Genomic DNA, 20,324 nt, shown 5'->3' with positions numbered 1-20,324 from the left:
GTTGCGATGAAAACGGTGTTAATGACGGCGTTCGAGCCGTTTGGCGGCGAGCGCATTAATCCGTCGTGGGAAGCGGTACGCAGCTTTGATGGTCGGGAGTTCGGCGGCGCGCGGATTGTGGTGCGCCAGCTGCCGGTGGTATTCGCCCGCTGCGGCCAGGTGCTGACCGCCGCGCTGGAAGAGCTGCAGCCGCACCGCGTGCTGTGCGTCGGCCAGGCTGGCGGGCGCAGCGATATCAGCGTAGAGCGCGTGGCGATTAATGTGAACGATGCGCGCATTCCGGATAACGACCAGCAGCAGCCGGTCGATCAGCCGATTGTCGCCGGGGGACCGGCGGCCTATTTCTCTACGCTGCCGATCAAAGCGATGGTCGCGGCACTGCGCGAAGTGGGGATTCCGGCTTCGGTGTCGCAAACCGCCGGGACGTTTACCTGCAATAACGTCATGTATCACCTGCTGCACTGGCTGCAGACCACAGGCAGCGCAGCACGCGGCGGTTTCGTGCATATTCCTTATATGCCGCAGCAGGCGGCGCAGCATCCTGGCGCACCAAGTATGTCGACCGCCAGTGTGATTCAGGCGCTGGAAACGTCGCTGCAGGTGATTCTCAGCACTGAGAAAGACATTCGCGAAGTGGGCGGCGCAACCCATTAATCAGGAGCGGTTATGCCAGAGGGACCGGAGATCCGCCGCGCGGCGGATCAACTTGCAGCGGCAATGGTGGGCAAGCCTCTGACCGAGGTGTGGTTTGCTTTTCCGGCGCTGAAGACCTACGAACCGGCGCTGATGGGGGAAACCATCGACGCCTTTGAAACGCGCGGCAAGGCACTGCTGACACACTTCTCCAACGGACTGACGCTGTACAGCCATAATCAGCTGTACGGCGTGTGGCGTGTGGTGCCGAGTGGGACTGAGCCCAATACTTCGCGCCAGCTGCGCGTGCGGCTGGGTAATGCCGACCGGGCAATTTTGCTGTATAGCGCTTCGGATATTGAGCTGCTGAACGCAGATACGCTTGGCGCGCATCCGTTTTTGCAACGCGTCGGACCTGACGTGCTGGACGCTACGCTGACGGTGGAAGAGGTGCGCGAGCGGCTGCTGTCGCCGCCTTTTCGTCGCCGCCAGTTCAGCGGTTTGCTGCTGGATCAGGCATTTCTCGCCGGGCTCGGCAACTATCTGCGCGTCGAGATTTTGTGGCACGCCGGTTTGCTGGCGCAGCATCGTGCACAGGATTTGAGCGACCAGCAGCTGGATGCGTTGAGCCACGCCATGCTGGCGGTGCCGCGTTTGTCTTATCAGATGCGTGGCAGCATGAAGAAGTATCACGAAGAGGCGGCGTTTCGTTTCGAGGTGTTTCACCGGCAGGGCAAAAAGTGCCGGCGCTGCGGTACCGTCATTGAGAAGGGCGTACTGTCATCACGACCGTTTTACTGGTGTCCGGGCTGTCAGCATTGAGTTTTGATCATCTATAGAAGAGGCGCGGGACAGGCCATCATCGTCTTCCGGCAAATCGCACCAGAGCTAATGCACTGACTGGCTGAGCCCCGGGGCAGGCAATCCGCAGCGCTGAACAGCATGAGGAAGTCAGGATGAGACCGCATGGATGCGGGTGAAAGCCGGAGCCGGGACAGGATGTCCCGTCGACGGCGGTCCGTCAGACTGACGAAGGGTGTGAAGGTACCGCGTCAGCGGCGCGAGGACGCCTGAAACGGGGCTCAGCCAGGCAGGGCTCTGCACGATACAGCATGAACTTCTGTGGGATGCTAAAAAAGAAAAGGGCGGGATAACCCGCCCTGATTGTTATTTTTTCAGCGCCGAGCTGAATTCGCGCTCGGTGTAACCGGTGTAGAGCTGACGTGGGCGGGCAATCTTCATGCCTTCGTCGTGCATCTCTTTCCAGTGCGCAATCCAGCCAACGGTACGCGCCATTGCGAAGATCACGGTAAACATTGATGACGGAATGCCCATCGCTTTCAGGATGATGCCGGAATAGAAATCGACGTTCGGATAGAGTTTGCGCTCGATGAAGTACGGGTCGTTCAGCGCGATGTGCTCCAGCTCCATCGCCACTTCCAGCAGGTCGTCCTTCATGCCCAGCTCGTTCAGCACTTCATGACAGGTTTCACGCATCACGGTCGCGCGCGGGTCATAGTTCTTATACACACGGTGACCGAAGCCCATCAGACGGAACGAATCGTTCTTATCTTTGGCGCGACGCACGAATTCCGGGATGTGATCCACAGTGCTGATCTCTTCCAGCATACGCAGCGTGGCTTCGTTGGCACCACCGTGCGCAGGTCCCCACAGCGAGGCGATACCGGCGGCGATACAGGCAAACGGGTTGGCACCGGAAGAACCGGCGGTACGCACGGTAGAGGTTGATGCGTTCTGTTCGTGGTCAGCGTGCAGGATCAGAATACGGTCCATGGCGCGTTCCAGCACCGGGTTCACTTTGTACTCTTCACACGGTGTAGCAAACATCATATGCAGGAAGTTACCGGCATAGGAGAGGTCGTTACGCGGATACACAAACGGCTGGCCGATGGAGTATTTGTAACACATCGCGGCCATGGTCGGCATTTTTGACAGCAGGCGGAAGGCGGCGATTTCACGGTGACGTTCAATATTCACGTCTAATGAATCGTGATAGAAGGCAGCCAGCGCGCCGGTCACGCCGCACATCACTGCCATCGGGTGTGAATCACGACGGAAGCCGTGGAACAGGCGGGTAATCTGCTCGTGAATCATGGTGTGACGGGTTACGGTGGTACGGAACTCGTCGTACTGCGCCTGAGTTGGGGCTTCGCCGTTCAGCAGGATGTAGCACACTTCCAGATAGTTTGAGTGGGTAGCCAGCTGATCGATAGGGAAACCGCGATGTAACAAAATCCCTTCATCACCATCAATAAAGGTAATTTTTGATTCGCAGGACGCCGTAGAGGTAAAACCGGGGTCGAAGGTGAACAGGCCTTTTGAGCCAAGGGCGCGGACATCAACAACATCCTGTCCCAGCGTGCCTTGCATCACATCCAGTTCCACGGAGTTGTTATCTTGTAGGGTTAGCGTCACTTTTTTATCTGTCATTTTTCGTCTCCATAGCGCCTTAGTAGGTAAGGATCTTAGACACCAGAACAGTCATCATGTTGCGTTTACCCGCCGTATTTTCGGGCCGCCGCTACACTGGCTGCGCGCGCGCAGTGCGGTCAATTACTTTCGTAATCGCCCATCATTTGCACGCTTACTGCCTTGTTGCAACCCGCACGACTTAGGCTAAAACAGAATCTTCACAGCATCACTCAGCGGTAACGTTCATGCTGCAAGGTTACGGAGCGAAATGTGTAAAGCCAATCGGTGGTGTCCGGGCATGACGCGCTGCACATCGTGGATGTTAAAGATCCTGTCACGACATAACTTCTTGGTAACCAATAACCTGACGGTTTGTGTTGCTCGTAAAGGCAATGTTACATAACTTGAGCTTAGGGGAAAGTGTATCCCCATAACTTTTATGCATCATAGGGTTTTAGTGCGTTCGTTTGTAACTGAAATGTTGATCTATTGTCAAATCAGATAATTAAAAATGTACAAATTGTGAAATACGTGAGGCGGATCACTGTTCAGCTTAAATGTGACCAAAGAGATTGTAGGGGAATTGTAATCAGAATGTGATCCTCCTATACTGCCGCCAGGTCTCCGGAATACCCTGACACCAGGAGCCACCCAGCGTTTTACCCGCTTCATTTAACACTGGATGTTGCTATTTTGGTGGCGGTTGCAGTCCGAACACGCACTGTGCTCTTCTGTAACTCAGGACCGGAGGAAGCAAAATAAAAAAGAGCTGTGTGGGCAAAACCGTGAAAAAACAAAGACCTGTTAACTTGGATCTCTCGACGATCCGGTTTCCCGTTACTGCAATATCGTCCATTCTCCACCGCGTCTCCGGCGTGATTACCTTTGTCGCTCTCGGAATTCTGCTCTGGTTACTGGGTCTCTCCCTCTCTTCTCCGGAAGGTTTCCAGCAAGCGGCATCCATCATGGATAGCTTCTTCGCCAAATTCATCATGTGGGGCATTCTGACCGCGCTGGCTTATCACGCAGCAAGCGGCATTCGTCACATGCTGGCCGACTTCGGTTTTACGGCAGAAACCCTGCAGGTGGGAACCCGTACCGCGCAAGCGGTTTTTGTTATCACTGTCGTGCTCTCAATTCTGGCTGGAGTCCTCGTATGGTAAGCAATGCTTCTGCATTAGGACGCAACGGTATCCATGACTGGCTGTTACTGCGTGCTGCTGCAATCTTAATTACGCTCTACATTCTCTACATCCTCGGTTTTGTCGTGATGACCGGCACGCTGACGTATGACGTCTGGCGCGGCTTTTTCGCTTCCTCCTTTACCAAAGTGTTCACGTTGCTGACGCTGTTCTCGATTCTGGTCCACGGCTGGATTGGCATGTGGCAGGTCCTGACCGACTACGTGAAACCGCTGGCAACGCGTCTGGTGTTGCAACTGGTGATTGTGGTCGCGCTGTTGTCGTATGCAATTTATGGAACTGTTGTGGTGTGGGGTGTGTAAATGAGTTTGCCAGTCAGAGAATTTGATGCCGTGGTGATCGGCGCAGGTGGTGCGGGTATGCGCGCCGCGCTGCAAATCTCCCAGTCGGGCCAGAGCTGTGCTCTGTTATCCAAAGTGTTCCCAACCCGTTCCCACACCGTATCGGCGCAGGGCGGGATTACCGTGGCGCTGGGTAACTCCCACGAAGATAACTGGGAATGGCACATGTACGATACCGTCAAAGGCTCCGATTACATCGGTGACCAGGACGCGATCGAATATATGTGTAAAACCGGTCCGGAAGCGATTCTGGAGCTGGAGCACATGGGCCTGCCATTCTCCCGTCTTGATGACGGCCGCGTTTATCAGCGTCCGTTTGGTGGTCAGTCGAAAAACTTCGGTGGTGAGCAGGCGGCGCGTACCGCTGCTGCTGCCGACCGTACCGGCCACGCCCTGCTGCATACGCTGTATCAGCAGAACCTGAAAAACAAAACCACCATCTTCTCCGAGTGGTATGCACTGGATCTGGTGAAAAACGCTGACGGCGCGATCGTCGGCTGTACCGCCATCTGCATCGAAACCGGTGAAACGGTCTACTTCAAAGCCAAAGCCACTATCCTCGCGACCGGCGGTGCTGGCCGTATCTATCAGTCCACCACCAACGCCCACATCAACACCGGCGACGGCGTCGGCATGGCGCTGCGTGCCGGCGTGCCAATGCAGGATATGGAGATGTGGCAGTTCCACCCAACCGGCATCGCCGGGGCGGGTGTGCTGGTGACCGAAGGCTGCCGTGGTGAAGGTGGCTATCTGCTGAACAAGCATGGCGAGCGTTTCATGGAGCGCTACGCGCCGAACGCCAAAGATCTGGCGGGCCGTGATGTGGTGGCGCGTTCAATGATGGTGGAAATTCGTGAAGGTCGCGGTTGCGACGGCCCATGGGGTCCGCATATCAAACTGAAACTCGACCATCTGGGTGCTGAAGTGCTGGAATCCCGTCTGCCGGGCATCCTTGAGCTGTCGCGTACCTTTGCTCACGTCGACCCGATTAAAGAACCGATTCCGGTTATCCCGACCTGCCACTACATGATGGGCGGCGTGCCGACCCGCGTGACCGGTCAGGCGCTGCGCGTTAACGAGCAGGGCGAAGATGAAGTGATTCCGGGCCTGTTCGCGGTAGGCGAAATTGCCTGCGTATCGGTACATGGCGCAAACCGTCTTGGCGGCAATTCGCTGCTCGACCTGGTGGTATTCGGCCGCGCGGCCGGTGTTCATCTGATGGAGTGCATCGCTGAGCAGGGCGAACTGCGCGACGCCACCGAAGATGAAATCGACGCGGCGATGGCCCGCTTCAACCGCTGGGAAAACAACACCACCGGTGAAGACCCGGTTGAAATCCGCAAGGCGCTGCAGCGCTGCATGCAGAACAACTTCTCGGTATTCCGTGAAGGGGATGCGATGCGTGAAGGCCTGGCCGAGCTGAAAGAGATTCGTGAGCGCCTGAAAAACGCGCGTCTCGATGATCGTTCACCGGACTTCAACACCCAGCGTATCGAATGCCTTGAGCTGGATAACCTGATGGAAACCGCTTACGCCACCGCGGTAGCGGCCAACTTCCGCACCGAAAGCCGTGGCGCTCACAGCCGCTTCGACTACCCGGAGCGTGATGATGCCAACTGGCTGTGCCACAGCCTCTATGTTCCGCAAACGGAAAGCATGACGCGCCGTGAGGTGAACATGCAACCGAAACTGCGTGCGGCCTTCCCGCCGAAAGCGCGTACTTACTAATTGCGGAGATCATCATGAGACTCGAATTTTCTATCTATCGTTACAACCCGGAAGTCGATGACAAACCGCGCATGCAGGATTATACCCTCGAAGCGGAAGATGGTCGCGACATGATGCTGCTGGACGCGCTGATCCGTCTGAAAGAGAAGGATCCTACGCTGGCCTTCCGTCGCTCCTGCCGTGAAGGCGTGTGCGGCTCCGATGGCCTCAACATGAACGGTAAAAATGGCCTGGCGTGTATCACGCCGGTCTCCGCACTGGGCAATGGCAGCAAGAAGATTGTTATCCGTCCGCTGCCCGGTTTGCCGGTAATCCGCGACCTCGTGGTGGACATGGGACAATTCTATGCTCAGTATGAGAAGATTAAGCCTTTCCTGTTGAATAATGGGGAAAATCCGCCAGCGCGCGAGCATCTGCAAACGCCTGCGCAGCGCGAGCACCTGGACGGCCTGTACGAGTGTATTCTCTGTGCCTGCTGCTCCACGTCGTGCCCATCGTTCTGGTGGAATCCGGACAAGTTCATCGGTCCGGCCGGCCTGCTGGCGGCGTACCGCTTCCTGATTGACAGCCGCGACACCGAAACCGATGCGCGCCTCGACAATCTGAATGATGCTTTCAGTGTTTTCCGCTGTCACAGCATCATGAACTGTGTGAGCGTGTGCCCGAAAGGCTTAAACCCAACGCGCGCCATCGGCCACATTAAGTCGATGCTGCTGCAGCGCGGGGCGTAACAAACGGAAGTCACGGTCGGGAACTCAGGTTCCCGATCGTTTACGGAAGCCTCTATAAGCGCGGTACTGACCACGCTTATAAAGGTTCCCTTACGGGCCAGGCGCCGGTTGCGCACAGGTTCGTATCGCTGAACTCACTACGGCAAGCCGCGTAAGCGGCAACAAATGAAACCTCAAAAAAGCAGATTAATGCTTAAGGGATCACAATGCAGAACAGCGCGATGAAACCCTGGCTGGACTCCTCCTGGCTGGCCGGCGCGAACCAGTCCTACATAGAGCAACTCTATGAGGATTTCCTGACCGATCCTGACTCTGTTGATGAAGTGTGGCGCTCGATGTTCCAGCAGCTGCCGGGCACCGGTGTGAAACCTGAGCAGTTTCACTCCACGACGCGTGAATACTTCCGCCGCCTGGCGAAAGACGCCACCCGCTACACCTCCACAGTCACCGATCCGGCCGCTAATTCCAAACAGGTTAAAGTGCTGCAGCTGATTAATGCGTTCCGCTTCCGCGGCCATCAGCACGCTAACCTCGATCCGCTCGGCCTGTGGAAGCAGGAGCGCGTGGCGGATCTCGATCCGGCCTTCCACGATCTGACCGACGCCGATTTTCAGGAAAGCTTTAACGTAGGCTCTTTCGCCATTGGCAAAGAGACCATGAAGCTGGCCGATCTTTATGCCGCACTGCAGCAGACCTACTGTGGTTCGATTGGTGCAGAGTACATGCACATCAACAACACCGAAGAGAAGCGCTGGATTCAGCAGCGTCTGGAATCGGTGGTGGGCCATGCGTCATTCAGCGCGGACGAGAAAAAAGGTTTCCTGAAAGAGCTGACGGCGGCAGAGGGCCTGGAAAAATACCTCGGCGCGAAATTCCCGGGTGCCAAACGCTTCTCGCTGGAAGGCGGTGATGCGCTGGTACCGATGCTGCGCGAAATGATTCGCCACGCCGGCAAGAGCGGCACGCGTGAAGTGGTGCTGGGTATGGCGCACCGCGGCCGTCTCAACGTACTGATCAACGTGCTGGGTAAAAAACCGCAGGATCTGTTCGACGAGTTCTCCGGCAAGCACAAAGAGCACCTCGGTACCGGTGACGTGAAGTACCACATGGGCTTCTCGTCAGACGTGGAAACCGAAGGCGGCCTGGTACACCTGGCGCTGGCGTTCAACCCGTCGCATCTGGAAATTGTAAGCCCGGTCGTCATGGGCTCGGTGCGCGCGCGTCTGGATCGTCTGGCAGAGCCGGGCAGCAACAAAGTTTTGCCGATCACCATTCACGGTGATGCCGCCGTTATCGGCCAGGGCGTGGTGCAGGAAACCCTGAACATGTCGCAGGCTCGCGGTTACGAAGTGGGCGGCACCGTACGCATCGTGATTAACAACCAGGTGGGCTTCACCACCTCGAATCCGAAAGATGCGCGTTCTACCCCTTACTGCACCGACATCGGCAAAATGGTGCTGGCACCGATCTTCCACGTCAACGCGGACGATCCGGAGGCGGTGGCGTTTGTTACCCGTCTGGCGCTGGATTATCGCAACACCTTCAAACGCGATGTGTTCATCGACCTGGTGTGCTACCGCCGTCACGGCCATAACGAAGCCGACGAGCCAAGCGCAACCCAGCCGCTGATGTATCAGAAAATCAAAAAGCATCCGACGCCGCGCAAAATCTACGCCGATCAGCTGGAAAGCGAAGGCGTGGCCACGCAGGAAGATGCCACCGAGCTGGTAAACCTGTACCGCGATGCGCTGGATGAAGGCGAGTGCGTGGTGCCGGAATGGCGTCCGATGAGCCTGCACTCGTTCACCTGGTCTCCGTACCTCAACCACGAGTGGGATGAGAGCTACCCGGAAACCGTGGACATGAAACGTCTGCAGGAGCTGGCGCGCCGCATCAGCAGCATTCCGGAAGCGGTGGAAGTGCAGTCGCGCGTTGCCAAGATTTACAACGACCGCAAAGAGATGGCGGAGGGCAACAAGCTGTTCGACTGGGGCGGCGCGGAAAACCTGGCTTACGCCACGCTGGTGGACGAAGGCATTCCGGTGCGCCTGTCGGGTGAAGACTCCGGCCGCGGCACCTTCTTCCACCGTCACGCGGTGATTCACAACCAGCAGAACGGTTCAACTTACACTCCGCTGCACCACATCCATAACGGTCAGGGTCAGTTCAAGGTGTGGGATTCGGTGCTATCGGAAGAAGCGGTACTGGCGTTCGAATACGGTTACGCCACCGCCGAGCCGCGCGTGCTGACCATCTGGGAAGCGCAGTTCGGTGACTTCGCCAACGGCGCTCAGGTGGTGATCGATCAGTTCATCAGCTCCGGCGAGCAGAAATGGGGCCGCATGTGTGGTCTGGTGATGCTGCTGCCACACGGCTACGAAGGGCAGGGTCCGGAGCACTCCTCCGCGCGCCTTGAGCGCTATCTGCAGCTGTGTGCTGAGCAGAACATGCAGGTCTGCGTGCCATCAACGCCAGCGCAGGTCTACCACATGCTGCGTCGTCAGGCGCTGCGCGGTATGCGCCGTCCGCTGATCGTGATGTCGCCGAAGTCGCTGCTGCGTCATCCGCTGGCGGTATCCAGCCTTGATGAGCTGGCCAACGGCAGCTTCCAGCCGGCGATTGGTGAGATCGACGACCTCGATCCGCAGCAGGTGAAACGCGTAGTGCTGTGCTCCGGTAAAGTTTATTACGATCTGCTGGAGCAGCGTCGTAAGAACGAGCAGACCGATGTCGCCATCGTGCGTATCGAACAGCTCTATCCGTTCCCGCACAAAGCGGTGCAGGAAGCGCTGAAGAATTACGCCCATGTTCAGGATTTCGTCTGGTGTCAGGAAGAGCCACTGAACCAGGGCGCATGGTATTGCAGTCAGCATCATTTCCGCGAAGTGGTTCCATTTGGTGCGTCACTGCGTTACGCAGGCCGTCCGGCTTCTGCTTCACCGGCCGTGGGCTATATGTCCGTTCATCAACAACAGCAGCAAGACCTGGTCAATGACGCGCTGAACCTTGGTTAATTAAAAGGAAAGAAAATGAGTAGCGTAGAAATTCTCGTTCCCGATTTGCCTGAATCCGTAGCGGACGCCACGGTAGCCACCTGGCATAAAAAACCCGGCGACTCTGTGACCCGCGACGAAGTGCTGGTCGAGATCGAAACTGACAAAGTGGTACTGGAAGTGCCTGCCGCCGCTGACGGTGTGCTGGAAGCGGTGCTGGAAGACGAAGGCGCCACCGTAACATCGCGCCAGATTCTGGGCCGTCTGAAGGAAGGCAACAGCGGCGGGAAAGAGACCACGGCGAAAGTGGAAAGCAAGGAGTCTACGCCTGCACAGCGTCAGACTGCATCTCTGGAAGAAGAGAGCAATGACGCGCTCAGCCCGGCCGTGCGCCGCCTGATTGCGGAAAACAACCTCGACGCCAGCCAGATTAAAGGCACCGGTGTTGGCGGCCGTCTGACGCGCGAAGATGTGGAAAAACATCTGGCGAAGAAAGCCGACGGCGCGAAAGCGGCACCGGCAGCCGATGCGGCTCCGCAGGCCGTTGCCAACCGCAGCGAGAAGCGTGTGCCAATGACCCGTCTGCGCAAGCGCGTGGCCGAGCGTCTGCTGGAAGCGAAAAACAGCACCGCGATGCTGACTACCTTCAACGAAGTCAACATGAAGCCGATCATGGATCTGCGCAAGCAGTACGGCGATGCCTTCGAGAAGCGTCACGGCGTGCGTCTGGGCTTCATGTCCTTCTACATCAAAGCGGTGGTTGAAGCGCTGAAACGCTTCCCGGAAGTGAACGCGTCGATCGACGGCGATGATGTGGTGTACCACAACTATTTCGATGTCAGCATCGCGGTCTCAACGCCGCGTGGTCTGGTGACGCCAGTGCTGAAAGATGTTGATGCGCTGAGCATGGCCGATATCGAGAAGAAAATTAAAGAGCTGGCGGTGAAAGGCCGTGACGGCAAGCTGACGGTGGAAGAACTGACCGGCGGTAACTTCACCATCACCAACGGTGGTGTGTTCGGTTCGCTGATGTCTACGCCGATCATCAACCCGCCGCAGAGCGCGATTCTGGGGATGCACGCCATTAAAGATCGCCCAATGGCGGTGAATGGTCAGGTGGTGGTGCTGCCAATGATGTATCTGGCGCTCTCCTACGATCACCGTCTGATCGATGGTCGTGAATCTGTCGGCTATCTGGTCGCGGTGAAAGAGCTGCTGGAAGATCCGGCGCGTCTGCTGCTGGATGTCTGATTTTCGCCGGGCGCGCTGGCACGAGGCGCGCCCAAATTAACCCTGTTTAGATCTGAATGGATAGAACATCATGAACTTACACGAATACCAGGCGAAGCAGCTGTTTGCACGGTATGGTATGCCAGCACCGACTGGCTACGCCTGCACCACGCCACGTGAAGCCGAAGAAGCCGCCTCGAAAATTGGCGCGGGTCCGTGGGTGGTGAAATGTCAGGTTCATGCCGGTGGCCGCGGTAAAGCGGGCGGTGTGAAGGTGGTTAACAGTAAAGAAGACATTCGTGCTTTCGCTGAAAACTGGCTGGGCAAACGTCTGGTGACCTACCAGACTGACGCCAATGGCCAGCCGGTAAACCAGATCCTGGTTGAAGCGGCGACCGACATCGATCAGGAGCTGTATCTGGGTGCAGTGGTTGACCGTGCCACCCGTCGCGTGATCTTCATGGCGTCAACTGAAGGCGGCGTGGAAATCGAGAAAGTGGCGGAAGAAACCCCGCACCTGATCCACAAAATGGCGCTGGATCCGCTGACCGGCCCGCAGCCATACCAGGGCCGCGAGCTGGCATTCAAACTGGGCCTGACCGGCAAGCAGGTCAGCCAGTTCACCAAAATCTTCATGGGTCTGGCGACCATGTTCCTGGAGCGCGACCTGGCGATGGTTGAGATCAACCCGCTGGTGATCACCAAACAGGGCGACCTGATCTGTCTGGATGGCAAACTGGGTGCCGATGGCAATGCCCTGTTCCGTCAGCCAGAGCTGCGTGAAATGCGCGACCCAAGCCAGGAAGATCCCCGTGAAGCCCACGCGACGCAGTGGGAACTGAACTACGTCGCGCTGGAAGGCAACATTGGCTGTATGGTCAACGGCGCCGGTCTGGCGATGGGCACCATGGACATCGTGAAACACCACGGTGGTCAGCCTGCAAACTTCCTTGATGTTGGCGGCGGCGCAACCAAAGAGCGCGTTACCGAAGCCTTCAAAATCATCCTGTCTGACGATGCTGTGAAAGCGGTATTCGTTAACATCTTCGGCGGTATCGTGCGCTGCGACCTGATCGCAGACGGCATCATCGGTGCTGTGGCTGAAGTGGGTGTCAACGTACCGGTCGTGGTACGTCTGGAAGGTAACAACGCCGAGCTGGGCGCGAAGAAACTGGCGGACAGCGGTCTTAACATCATTGCAGCAACCAGCCTGACAGACGCAGCACAGCGTGTTGTCGCTGCTGCGGAGGGTAAATAATGTCCATTCTGATCGACAAAAACACCAAAGTCATTTGCCAGGGTTTCACCGGTGGCCAGGGAACGTTCCACTCTGAGCAGGCGCTGGCCTATGGTACGCAGCTGGTTGGCGGTGTGACGCCAGGTAAAGGCGGCACTACCCATCTCGGTCTGCCGGTGTTTAACACCGTGCGTGAAGCAGTAGAAGCGACGGGCGCCACCGCTACCGTGATCTACGTGCCGGCACCGTTCTGCAAAGACGGTATCCTGGAAGCGATCGACGCGGGCATCAAACTGATCATCACCATCACTGAAGGTATCCCGACGCTGGATATGCTGACGGTAAAAGTGAAGCTGGACGAAGCAGGCGTGCGCATGATCGGCCCGAACTGCCCGGGTGTGATCACGCCTGGCGAATGTAAGATCGGTATCATGCCGGGCCACATTCACCAGCCAGGCCGCGTGGGTATCGTGTCACGTTCCGGTACGCTGACCTATGAAGCGGTTAAGCAGACCACCGACATCGGCTACGGCCAGTCCACCTGTGTGGGCATCGGCGGTGACCCGATCCCTGGCTCTAACTTCATCGACATCCTGAAAATGTTCCAGGACGATCCGCAGACCGAAGCGATCGTGATGATCGGTGAGATCGGCGGCAGCGCTGAAGAAGAAGCCGCGGCATTCATCAAAGAGCACGTGACCAAGCCTGTCGTCGGCTATATCGCCGGCGTAACGGCGCCGAAAGGCAAGCGTATGGGCCACGCTGGCGCCATCATTGCTGGTGGTAAAGGCACCGCCGATGAGAAATTTGCTGCGCTGGAAGCGGCCGGTGTGAAAACCGTTCGCAGCCTGGCCGATATCGGCGACGCGGTGAAAGCGGTACTGCCAGCGAAATAAGATTTTGCTGCTGAAAGAACAAAGCCACCTGCGGGTGGCTTTTTTTATGGCTGTCATGCACGGCCATTAGCCGTCCTCACACATTTGCAGTAAAAACGTAACGGCAACATTTTCTGCGGCTATGCTTACTTTGTCGTTGAGTAAAGAAGGGCAAAGAGGCGTGCTTTTTCCCGTCAGCGTCCAGGCGTCTGGCTGGCAAAGAGGTTAAATAATTACGGGAAAGGTAATTGTTTTCTTAATTACGCCATCGATTTATGACAACTAATTAACAACAACTCTAACACTACATATCTGGAAAATTATTGTCTTAATCCAGATCAATAAAAGGCGATATATAGCAAACTTTACCGCTGGCTAAAAGCAACCCAACCGGTATAAATTGCGCTGCATCAATTCAGTCTTTTTCATCATTTTTCAGGAGTTTGTGCCAGGCGTTGTCATATCAATTCTGTCGCCTCCTCATCTTACTCCTGCTCGAAACAGGCTGAAGCGATCGGTTTTTCGGGGAATTTTCACCACTGTTACTCGCTCACTTCGGGCCGCAGTACGCATTGTGCTGTCGGTAACAAAACTGGAATCAATAATCAGTCGTTCCTGACCTTATTCTGCATCGCACTGCCCGCTGTTTGTGGTTGTTATTCGCAGGATGAGTTCATGCGAGGAGCAAGGAGTCATCATGTTAGATATTGTCGAGCTGTCGCGTTTACAGTTTGCCCTGACGGCGATGTACCATTTCCTGTTCGTGCCCTTAACGCTCGGTATGGCGTTTTTACTGGCGATCATGGAAACGGTCTATGTCCTGTCGGGAAAACAGATTTATAAAGATATGACCAAATTCTGGGGCAAGTTGTTTGGTATCAACTTTGCGCTGGGTGTGGCCACCGGCCTGACCATGGAATTTCAGTTCGGTACCAACTGGTCTTATTACTCCCACTACGTCGGCGATATCTTCGGTGCGCCGCTGGCCATCGAAGGCCTGATGGCGTTCTTCCTTGAATCCACCTTTGTCGGCCTGTTCTTCTTCGGCTGGGATCGCCTCGGTAAAGTGCAGCACCTGGCGGTGACCTGGCTGGTGGCACTCGGCTCGAACATGTCCGCGCTGTGGATCCTGGTGGCGAACGGCTGGATGCAGAACCCGATCGCCTCCGAATTCAATTTCGAAACCATGCGTATGGAGATGGTGAGCTTCTCCGAACTGGTGCTAAACCCGGTGGCGCAGGTGAAATTTGTGCATACCGTGGCCGCGGGCTACACCACCGGAGCGATGTTCATTCTGGGTATCAGCGCCTGGTATCTGCTGAAAGGGCGCGACATCGCGTTTGCCAAACGCTCCTTTGCGATCGCTGCCAGCTTCGGTATGGCTGCCGTGCTGTCGGTCATCGTGCTGGGTGACGAATCCGGTTATGAAATGGGCGACGTGCAGAAAACCAAGCTGGCCGCTATCGAAGCCGAATGGGAAACCCAGCCGGCGCCGGCGGCCTTTACGCTGTTTGGCGTGCCGGATCAGGCGACGCAGGAGAACAAGTACGCCATCCAGATCCCTTATCTGCTCGGCCTGATCGCCACCCGTTCTGTCGATACGCCGGTCACCGGCCTGAAAGATCTGCTGGCGCAGCATGAAGTGCGCATCCGTAACGGTATGAAAGCCTATGCGCTGCTGAACGAGCTGCGTGCCGGCAGTAAAGATCCGGCGGTGCGCAGTGAGTTTGAGACGCATAAACAGGATCTCGGCTACGGTCTGCTGCTCAAGCGTTATACCCCGGACGTGGCGAACGCCACGGAAGCGCAAATCCAGCAGGCAACGCAGGATTCCATTCCGCGCGTGGCACCGCTCTATTTTGCCTTCCGCATCATGGTGCTGTGTGGCGTGCTGCTGCTGGGCATCATTGCGCTGTCGTTCTGGAGCGTGATTCGTAACCGCATCGGTAAGAATCGCTGGCTGCTGAAAGCGGCGCTGTACGGTATTCCACTGCCGTGGATTGCCGTCGAAGCTGGCTGGTTTGTCGCTGAATATGGCCGTCAGCCGTGGGCGATTGGTGAGGTGCTGCCAACCGCAGTGGCTAACTCGTCGCTGACCGTCGGCGATCTGCTGTTCTCGATGATCCTGATCTGCGGCCTGTATACCGTGTTCCTGGTGGCGGAGATGTATCTGATGTTCAAATTTGCCCGCCTTGGTCCAAGTAGCCTGAAAACCGGCCGCTATCACCATGAAACAGTGCAGGCTGTGACTCAACCGGCGCGCGGATAAGGAGAGCGACCATGTTTGACTATGAAGTGTTGCGTTTTGTCTGGTGGCTGCTGATTGGCATTCTGCTGATCGGTTTTGCCGTCACCGACGGCTTCGATATGGGCGTGGGAATGCTGACCCGCATCCTCGGTCGCACCGATACCGAGCGTCGCATCATGATTAACAGCATCGCGCCGCACTGGGACGGTAACCAGGTCTGGCTGATCACTGCCGGCGGGGCGCTGTTCGCCGCCTGGCCAATGGTCTATGCCGCCGCGTTCTCCGGTTTTTACGTGGCGATGATTCTGGTGCTGGCCTCGCTGTTCTTCCGTCCGGTCGGCTTTGATTACCGGTCGAAGATTGAAGATATGCGCTGGCGCGGTGCCTGGGACTGGGGCATCTTCATTGGTAGCTTTGTGCCGCCGCTGGTGATTGGCGTGGCGTTCGGTAACCTGCTGCAGGGTGTGCCGTTCCATGCTGATGAGTACCTGCGCCTGTTCTACACCGGTAATTTCTTCCAGCTGCTTAATCCGTTTGGCCTGCTGGCTGGGGTGATCAGCGTCGCGATGATTCTGGCCCAGGGCGCGACTTACCTGCAGATGCGCACCAGCGGCGAACTGCACCTGCGTTCCCGCACCGCGGCGCAAATCAGCGCGCTGGTGATGCTGGTGGGCTTTGTACTGGCTGGCGTGTGGGTGAAATACGGCATTGATGGCTATGTGCTGAAAAGCGCAATCGATCATCACGCGGCGTCTAACCCGCTGGGTAAAGACGTGGTGCGTGAAGCCGGGGCCTGGCTGGTCAATTTTGAACAGATGCCGGTGCTGTGGCTGTTCCCGCTGCTCGGCGCGCTGCTGCCGCTGCTGACGATCCTGTGTTCGCGCATGGAGAAGGGCGCATGGGCGTTTATCTTCTCTTCGCTGACGCTGGCGTGCGTCATTATGACGGCGGGCATTGCGCTGTTCCCGTTCATCATGCCATCCAGTACCGTGCCGGGCACCAGCCTGACCATGTGGGACGCGACCTCCAGCCTGCTGACGCTGCAGATCATGACCGTGGCCGCCATCATCTTTGTGCCGATTATTCTGGCTTACACCAGCTGGTGTTACTACAAGATGTATGGCCGCATCACCAAAGAACACATTGAGCGCAATACGCACTCCCTGTACTGATTGAGGAGATTAAGCATGTGGTATTTTGCCTGGATTCTTGGCACCTTGCTGGCCTGTGCGTTTGGCGTGGTCACGGCACTGGCGATCGAGCATGTGGAAGAGGGCGGCGCGCAGGACGACAAGCTCTGATGCGCAGCCTGATACAGACGCTGTATCGTCTGATGGATAAGGGCCCGCTGCGGGCCCTTTCACTGATTCTGGCGCTGTGGCTGGCCGGATGCGTCATCTGGCAGCCGGCGCGCTTTGCCGCACACACCAGTGAGCTCGCTGTCTGGCACGGATTATTGTTAATCTGGGCGGTGTGCAGCGGCGTGATTCACGGCACGGGTTTCCGGCCACAGCGAGCCCGCTGGCAGGCGCTGTTTGCCCCGCTGCCGGCGCTGATCGTGCTGGCGCTGGGAATTTACTGGTTCTACCATTAAGTTCTGTCTCAGCCCGCAAGGGCTGTTTTACCGCTGCTGACGTGAGTTTTTGTCAGCGGTTGGTCAGGAAATCTCCCAAAAATCCTTCCAGTTGTTAACGTCTGATAATTATTTTCTCCTGGCTCTGGCGGACCATTCCCAAGCCGATCTCACTTGCGTATAGTAGCAACGTTTAAAATGAGACCGGGATGTAGAGTGAGTACAACGCTGTTTCGCTGGCCGGTTCGGGTCTATTACGAAGACACTGACGCCGGTGGTGTGGTTTACCACGCCAGCTATCTTGCTTTTTATGAACGAGCACGTACCGAGATGTTGCGCCAGCACCATTTCAATCAACAGGCCCTGTTGGAAGAGCAGGTGGCTTTTGTGGTACGGCGCATGACGGTGGACTTTATTGCCGCGGCACGTCTCGACGACCTTCTGGAGATCCAGAGCGAAGTGACAGCAATGACGCGCGCAACCATGACGTTCTCGCAGCGTATCGTGAATGCTGAAGGCAAAGTGCTCAATGAAGCAGACGTCCTGATTGCCTGCATCAACCCACATCTAATGAAGCCGATTGCGCTTCCCAAGTCTATTGTCGCGGAGTTCAAGCAGTGACTGACATGAACGTTCTTGATTTGTTCCTGAAGGCAAGCCTTCTGGTCAAACTTATCATGTTGATTTTGATCGGCTTTTCTATTGCCTCCTGGGCAATCATCATTCAGCGCACCCGCATTCTTAACGCGGCGGGGCGTGAGGCCGAGGCGTTCGAGGACAAGTTCTGGTCCGGTATCGAGCTGTCGCGTCTCTATCAGGAGAGCCAGGCGCGCCGTGACGAGCTGAGCGGGTCCGAACAGATTTTCTATTCTGGCTTCAAAGAGTTTGCCCGCCTGCACCGCGCTAACAGCCATGCGCCGGAAGCGGTGGTCGAAGGGGCCGGTCGCGCCATGCGCATCTCGATGAACCGTGAACTGGAAGCGCTGGAAAATCACATCCCATTCCTTGGCACCGTCGGTTCCATCAGCCCGTATATCGGTCTGTTTGGTACGGTGTGGGGGATCATGCATGCCTTTATCGCACTGGGTGCGGTGAAACAGGCCACGCTGCAAATGGTTGCTCCCGGTATCGCCGAAGCGCTGATCGCCACCGCAATCGGTCTGTTCGCGGCTATTCCTGCCGTTATGGCGTATAACCGTCTGAACCAGCGCGTGAACAAGCTGGAGCAGGGCTACGACAACTTTATGGAAGAGTTCACGGCCATCCTGCATCGTCAGGCTTTCTCTACCGACAACAGCAAGTAAGTCGAGGTTAACGATGGCCAGAACCCGTGGTCGCGGGCGTCGCGATCTTAAGTCGGAAATCAACATTGTTCCGCTGCTGGACGTGCTGCTGGTGTTGCTGCTCATCTTTATGGCAACCGCGCCGATTATTACGCAGAGCGTGGAAGTGGACCTGCCGGACGCAACCGATTCGAAAACCGTTTCCAGCGACGATAATCCGCCGGTGATCGTGGAAGTGGCCGGGGTAGGGCAGTACAGCCTGGTGGTGGATCACGATCGTATGACGCAGCTGCCGCCGGAGCAGGTGGTGAGCGAAGCGCAGCGCCGTATTGAAGCCAATCCGAAGACGGTCTTCCTGATTGGTGGGGCGAAAGATGTGCCTTACGACGAAATCATCAAGGCGCTGAACCTGTTGCATCAGGCTGGCGTGAAATCCGTCGGTTTGATGACGCAGCCGATTTAACGCGAACCGTTTTTGGGAACCGAGAGTGTCGAAGGCAACCGAGCAGAACGAGAAGTTAAAACGCGCGATAATCATTTCGGTGATTCTGCACATCGTGCTGATCGCCCTGCTGATTTGGAGCTCGTTTAACGAACATATCGAAGCCAGCGGCGGCGGTGGCGGCAGTGATATCGACGCGGTGATGGTCGATCCTGGCGCGGTGGTTGAGCAGTATAACCGTCAGCAGAATCAGCAGAGTGATAGTCAGCGCGCCGAGCAGCAGCGCCAGAAGCAGGCACAGCAGCAGGCGGAAGAGTTGCAGCAGAAGCAGGCCGCTGAACAGCAGCGGCTGAAAGAGCTGGAAAAAGAGCGTCTGCAGGCGCAGCAGGAAGCCAAAGAGCAGGCGAAGCAGCAGGCGAAGCAGCAGGCAGAGCAGCAGAAGGCGGCGGAAGCAGCAGCGAAGCAGGCGCAGGAGCAGCAGAAAGCCGCAGAAGCGGCCGCGGCGAAAGCCAAAGCCGATGCCAAAGCGCAGGCCGATGCTCAGGCGAAGGCTGCAGCGGACGCGAAAGCCAAAGCGGAAGAGCAGGCGAAGCAGGCCGCAGCCGACGCGAAGAAGAAAGCGGAAGAGCAGGCTAAAGCCGCCGCAGCCGAAGCGGCGAAAGAGAAAGCCGCGCAGCAGGCGAAAGCCGCAGCTGAAGCGAAAGCCAAAGCGGAGGCAGAAGCCAAAGCTCAGGCCGCTGCAGATGCGAAAGCCAAAGCTGCACAGGAAGCCAAAGAGAAAGCTGCGGAAGCCGCGAAAGAGAAAGCGGCCGCCGAAGCCAAAGCGAAAGCTGAGGCAGCAGCCAAAGCCAAAGCGGATGCGGCGGCGAAAGCTAAAGCGGCCGCCGATGCGAAGAAGAAAGCGGCTGCCGAAGCGGCGAAGAACGAGAGCGACGTGGATGATCTGTTAGGCGGTCTCTCTTCCGGTAAGAATGCACCGAAAAGTGGTGCGGCGTCCGGTGGTGGTGCGGCGGCAGGTCAGGGCAATCAGAAGAAGGCCGGTGCCTCAGGTGCTGAGGTGAATGCGTATCTGGGTCAGATCACCAGTGCGATTCAGAGCCGCTTCTACGATGCCGATCTGTATCGCGGTAAAAGCTGCGATCTGCGGATTAAACTGGCACCGGATGGTTTGCTGATTGACGTGAAAGCTGAAGGCGGCGATCCGGCGCTGTGTCAGGCGGCGATTACCGCAGCGAAGCAGGCACGCATTCCGAAGCCGCCTTCGCAGGCCGTATATGAAGTGTTTAAGAACGCACCGATGCGTTTCAAACCAGAATAATGCAGTAACGTACGGCAGGTTGAACTAAGGTTAGCTTGCCGTACTCTATGAGTACTC

The 20,324-nt window shown here is 57.0% G+C and carries 19 protein-coding genes; 18 read left to right on the top strand and 1 reads right to left on the bottom strand.

The window, feature by feature from the left end; all coding sequences use genetic code 11:
- Positions 1 to 6: 6 nt before the first annotated feature.
- Both pcp and nei read left to right on the top strand, forming a co-directional pair.
- On the top strand, positions 7 to 654 hold the full coding sequence (pcp, locus tag K7H94_RS13060) for a pyroglutamyl-peptidase I (RefSeq protein ID WP_058775288.1): 648 nt from the start codon (positions 7 to 9) through the stop codon (positions 652 to 654).
- Between the two features lie 12 nt (positions 655 to 666).
- Positions 667 to 1,455: an endonuclease VIII gene (gene nei, locus K7H94_RS13055; RefSeq protein ID WP_058781263.1), complete on the top strand. Its 789-nt coding sequence runs from the start codon at positions 667 to 669 to the stop codon at positions 1,453 to 1,455.
- A 345-nt stretch (positions 1,456 to 1,800) separates the two neighbouring features.
- Here nei and K7H94_RS13050 read toward each other — a convergent pair whose 3' ends face one another.
- Entirely contained in the window at positions 1,801 to 3,084 is a 1,284-nt protein-coding gene (locus K7H94_RS13050) for a citrate synthase (protein WP_021508542.1), read from the bottom strand.
- 755 nt (positions 3,085 to 3,839) lie between these two features.
- Here K7H94_RS13050 and sdhC point away from each other — a divergent pair.
- The 16 genes from sdhC (at position 3,840) to tolA (ending at position 20,267) form a co-directional block, all read left to right on the top strand.
- Entirely contained in the window at positions 3,840 to 4,229 is a 390-nt protein-coding gene (gene sdhC / locus K7H94_RS13045; protein ID WP_021508541.1) for a succinate dehydrogenase cytochrome b556 subunit, read from the top strand.
- Complete coding sequence (sdhD, locus tag K7H94_RS13040; protein WP_021508540.1) at positions 4,223 to 4,570, top strand: succinate dehydrogenase membrane anchor subunit; 348 nt, start codon at positions 4,223 to 4,225, stop codon at positions 4,568 to 4,570. Before sdhC ends, sdhD begins: the two co-directional genes overlap by 7 nt.
- Positions 4,571 to 6,337, top strand: a complete 1,767-nt coding sequence (gene sdhA, locus K7H94_RS13035; RefSeq protein WP_021508539.1) for a succinate dehydrogenase flavoprotein subunit — start codon at positions 4,571 to 4,573, stop codon at positions 6,335 to 6,337.
- A 14-nt stretch (positions 6,338 to 6,351) separates the two neighbouring features.
- A complete protein-coding gene (locus K7H94_RS13030; protein ID WP_021508538.1) occupies positions 6,352 to 7,068 on the top strand; it encodes a succinate dehydrogenase iron-sulfur subunit in 717 nt (238 codons plus the stop codon).
- Positions 7,069 to 7,274: 206 nt separating this feature from the next.
- On the top strand, positions 7,275 to 10,082 hold the full coding sequence (gene sucA / locus K7H94_RS13025; RefSeq protein ID WP_021508537.1) for a 2-oxoglutarate dehydrogenase E1 component: 2,808 nt from the start codon (positions 7,275 to 7,277) through the stop codon (positions 10,080 to 10,082).
- Between the two features lie 15 nt (positions 10,083 to 10,097).
- Positions 10,098 to 11,312, top strand: a complete 1,215-nt coding sequence (gene odhB, locus K7H94_RS13020) for a 2-oxoglutarate dehydrogenase complex dihydrolipoyllysine-residue succinyltransferase (RefSeq protein ID WP_021508536.1) — start codon at positions 10,098 to 10,100, stop codon at positions 11,310 to 11,312.
- A gap of 70 nt (positions 11,313 to 11,382) precedes the next feature.
- Positions 11,383 to 12,549, top strand: a complete 1,167-nt coding sequence (gene sucC / locus K7H94_RS13015) for an ADP-forming succinate--CoA ligase subunit beta (RefSeq protein ID WP_006118458.1) — start codon at positions 11,383 to 11,385, stop codon at positions 12,547 to 12,549.
- Entirely contained in the window at positions 12,549 to 13,424 is an 876-nt protein-coding gene (gene sucD, locus K7H94_RS13010) for a succinate--CoA ligase subunit alpha (protein WP_021508535.1), read from the top strand. The genes sucC and sucD overlap by 1 nt, the downstream gene beginning before the upstream one ends.
- Before the next feature lie 676 nt (positions 13,425 to 14,100).
- Positions 14,101 to 15,672 (top strand): cytochrome ubiquinol oxidase subunit I, encoded by a 1,572-nt coding sequence (gene cydA / locus K7H94_RS13005; protein ID WP_058757874.1) that lies wholly within the window; start codon positions 14,101 to 14,103, stop codon positions 15,670 to 15,672.
- An 11-nt stretch (positions 15,673 to 15,683) separates the two neighbouring features.
- Positions 15,684 to 16,823: a cytochrome d ubiquinol oxidase subunit II gene (cydB, locus tag K7H94_RS13000; RefSeq protein ID WP_021508533.1), complete on the top strand. Its 1,140-nt coding sequence runs from the start codon at positions 15,684 to 15,686 to the stop codon at positions 16,821 to 16,823.
- 15 nt (positions 16,824 to 16,838) lie between these two features.
- The gene (gene cydX, locus K7H94_RS12995) at positions 16,839 to 16,952 is read left to right on the top strand and encodes a cytochrome bd-I oxidase subunit CydX (protein ID WP_010615998.1); all 114 of its coding nucleotides are present in this window, start codon (positions 16,839 to 16,841) and stop codon (positions 16,950 to 16,952) included.
- The gene (ybgE, locus tag K7H94_RS12990) at positions 16,952 to 17,245 is read left to right on the top strand and encodes a cyd operon protein YbgE (protein ID WP_021508532.1); all 294 of its coding nucleotides are present in this window, start codon (positions 16,952 to 16,954) and stop codon (positions 17,243 to 17,245) included. Before cydX ends, ybgE begins: the two co-directional genes overlap by 1 nt.
- Positions 17,246 to 17,422: 177 nt before the next feature.
- Positions 17,423 to 17,845, top strand: coding sequence for a tol-pal system-associated acyl-CoA thioesterase (gene ybgC, locus K7H94_RS12985; RefSeq protein ID WP_168714917.1), 423 nt, complete (start codon positions 17,423 to 17,425; stop codon positions 17,843 to 17,845).
- On the top strand, positions 17,842 to 18,528 hold the full coding sequence (tolQ, locus tag K7H94_RS12980) for a Tol-Pal system protein TolQ (protein ID WP_010616001.1): 687 nt from the start codon (positions 17,842 to 17,844) through the stop codon (positions 18,526 to 18,528). The genes ybgC and tolQ overlap by 4 nt, the downstream gene beginning before the upstream one ends.
- A 13-nt stretch (positions 18,529 to 18,541) precedes the next feature.
- Positions 18,542 to 18,970 carry a colicin uptake protein TolR gene (gene tolR / locus K7H94_RS12975; RefSeq protein WP_021508530.1) on the top strand — a complete coding sequence of 143 codons (429 nt, stop codon included), beginning with the start codon at positions 18,542 to 18,544 and terminating at the stop codon, positions 18,968 to 18,970.
- A 25-nt stretch (positions 18,971 to 18,995) separates the two neighbouring features.
- Positions 18,996 to 20,267 (top strand): cell envelope integrity protein TolA, encoded by a 1,272-nt coding sequence (gene tolA, locus K7H94_RS12970; RefSeq protein ID WP_222951163.1) that lies wholly within the window; start codon positions 18,996 to 18,998, stop codon positions 20,265 to 20,267.
- The last annotated feature ends 57 nt before the right edge of the window (positions 20,268 to 20,324 follow it).

Origin of the sequence: Pantoea dispersa (assembly GCF_019890955.1) — a bacterium.
Lineage (GTDB): Bacteria > Pseudomonadota > Gammaproteobacteria > Enterobacterales > Enterobacteriaceae > Pantoea > Pantoea dispersa.
The sequence above is the reverse complement of the archived record's forward strand: the minus strand, read 5'-3'. Positions and strand labels throughout refer to the sequence as shown.

What these genes read in the sequence shown, in the direction of transcription:
- pcp (WP_058775288.1), top strand. Translation starts at nt 7, where the DNA reads ATGAAAACGGTGTTAATGACGGCGTTCGAGCCGTTTGGCGGCGAGCGC.
- nei (WP_058781263.1), top strand. Translation starts at nt 667, where the DNA reads ATGCCAGAGGGACCGGAGATCCGCCGCGCGGCGGATCAACTTGCAGCG.
- K7H94_RS13050 (WP_021508542.1), bottom strand. Translation starts at nt 3,084, where the DNA reads ATGACAGATAAAAAAGTGACGCTAACCCTACAAGATAACAACTCCGTG.
- sdhD (WP_021508540.1), top strand. Translation starts at nt 4,223, where the DNA reads ATGGTAAGCAATGCTTCTGCATTAGGACGCAACGGTATCCATGACTGG.
- sdhA (WP_021508539.1), top strand. Translation starts at nt 4,571, where the DNA reads ATGAGTTTGCCAGTCAGAGAATTTGATGCCGTGGTGATCGGCGCAGGT.
- K7H94_RS13030 (WP_021508538.1), top strand. Translation starts at nt 6,352, where the DNA reads ATGAGACTCGAATTTTCTATCTATCGTTACAACCCGGAAGTCGATGAC.
- sucA (WP_021508537.1), top strand. Translation starts at nt 7,275, where the DNA reads ATGCAGAACAGCGCGATGAAACCCTGGCTGGACTCCTCCTGGCTGGCC.
- odhB (WP_021508536.1), top strand. Translation starts at nt 10,098, where the DNA reads ATGAGTAGCGTAGAAATTCTCGTTCCCGATTTGCCTGAATCCGTAGCG.
- sucC (WP_006118458.1), top strand. Translation starts at nt 11,383, where the DNA reads ATGAACTTACACGAATACCAGGCGAAGCAGCTGTTTGCACGGTATGGT.
- sucD (WP_021508535.1), top strand. Translation starts at nt 12,549, where the DNA reads ATGTCCATTCTGATCGACAAAAACACCAAAGTCATTTGCCAGGGTTTC.
- cydA (WP_058757874.1), top strand. Translation starts at nt 14,101, where the DNA reads ATGTTAGATATTGTCGAGCTGTCGCGTTTACAGTTTGCCCTGACGGCG.
- cydB (WP_021508533.1), top strand. Translation starts at nt 15,684, where the DNA reads ATGTTTGACTATGAAGTGTTGCGTTTTGTCTGGTGGCTGCTGATTGGC.
- cydX (WP_010615998.1), top strand. Translation starts at nt 16,839, where the DNA reads ATGTGGTATTTTGCCTGGATTCTTGGCACCTTGCTGGCCTGTGCGTTT.
- ybgE (WP_021508532.1), top strand. Translation starts at nt 16,952, where the DNA reads ATGCGCAGCCTGATACAGACGCTGTATCGTCTGATGGATAAGGGCCCG.
- ybgC (WP_168714917.1), top strand. Translation starts at nt 17,423, where the DNA reads ATGAGACCGGGATGTAGAGTGAGTACAACGCTGTTTCGCTGGCCGGTT.
- tolR (WP_021508530.1), top strand. Translation starts at nt 18,542, where the DNA reads ATGGCCAGAACCCGTGGTCGCGGGCGTCGCGATCTTAAGTCGGAAATC.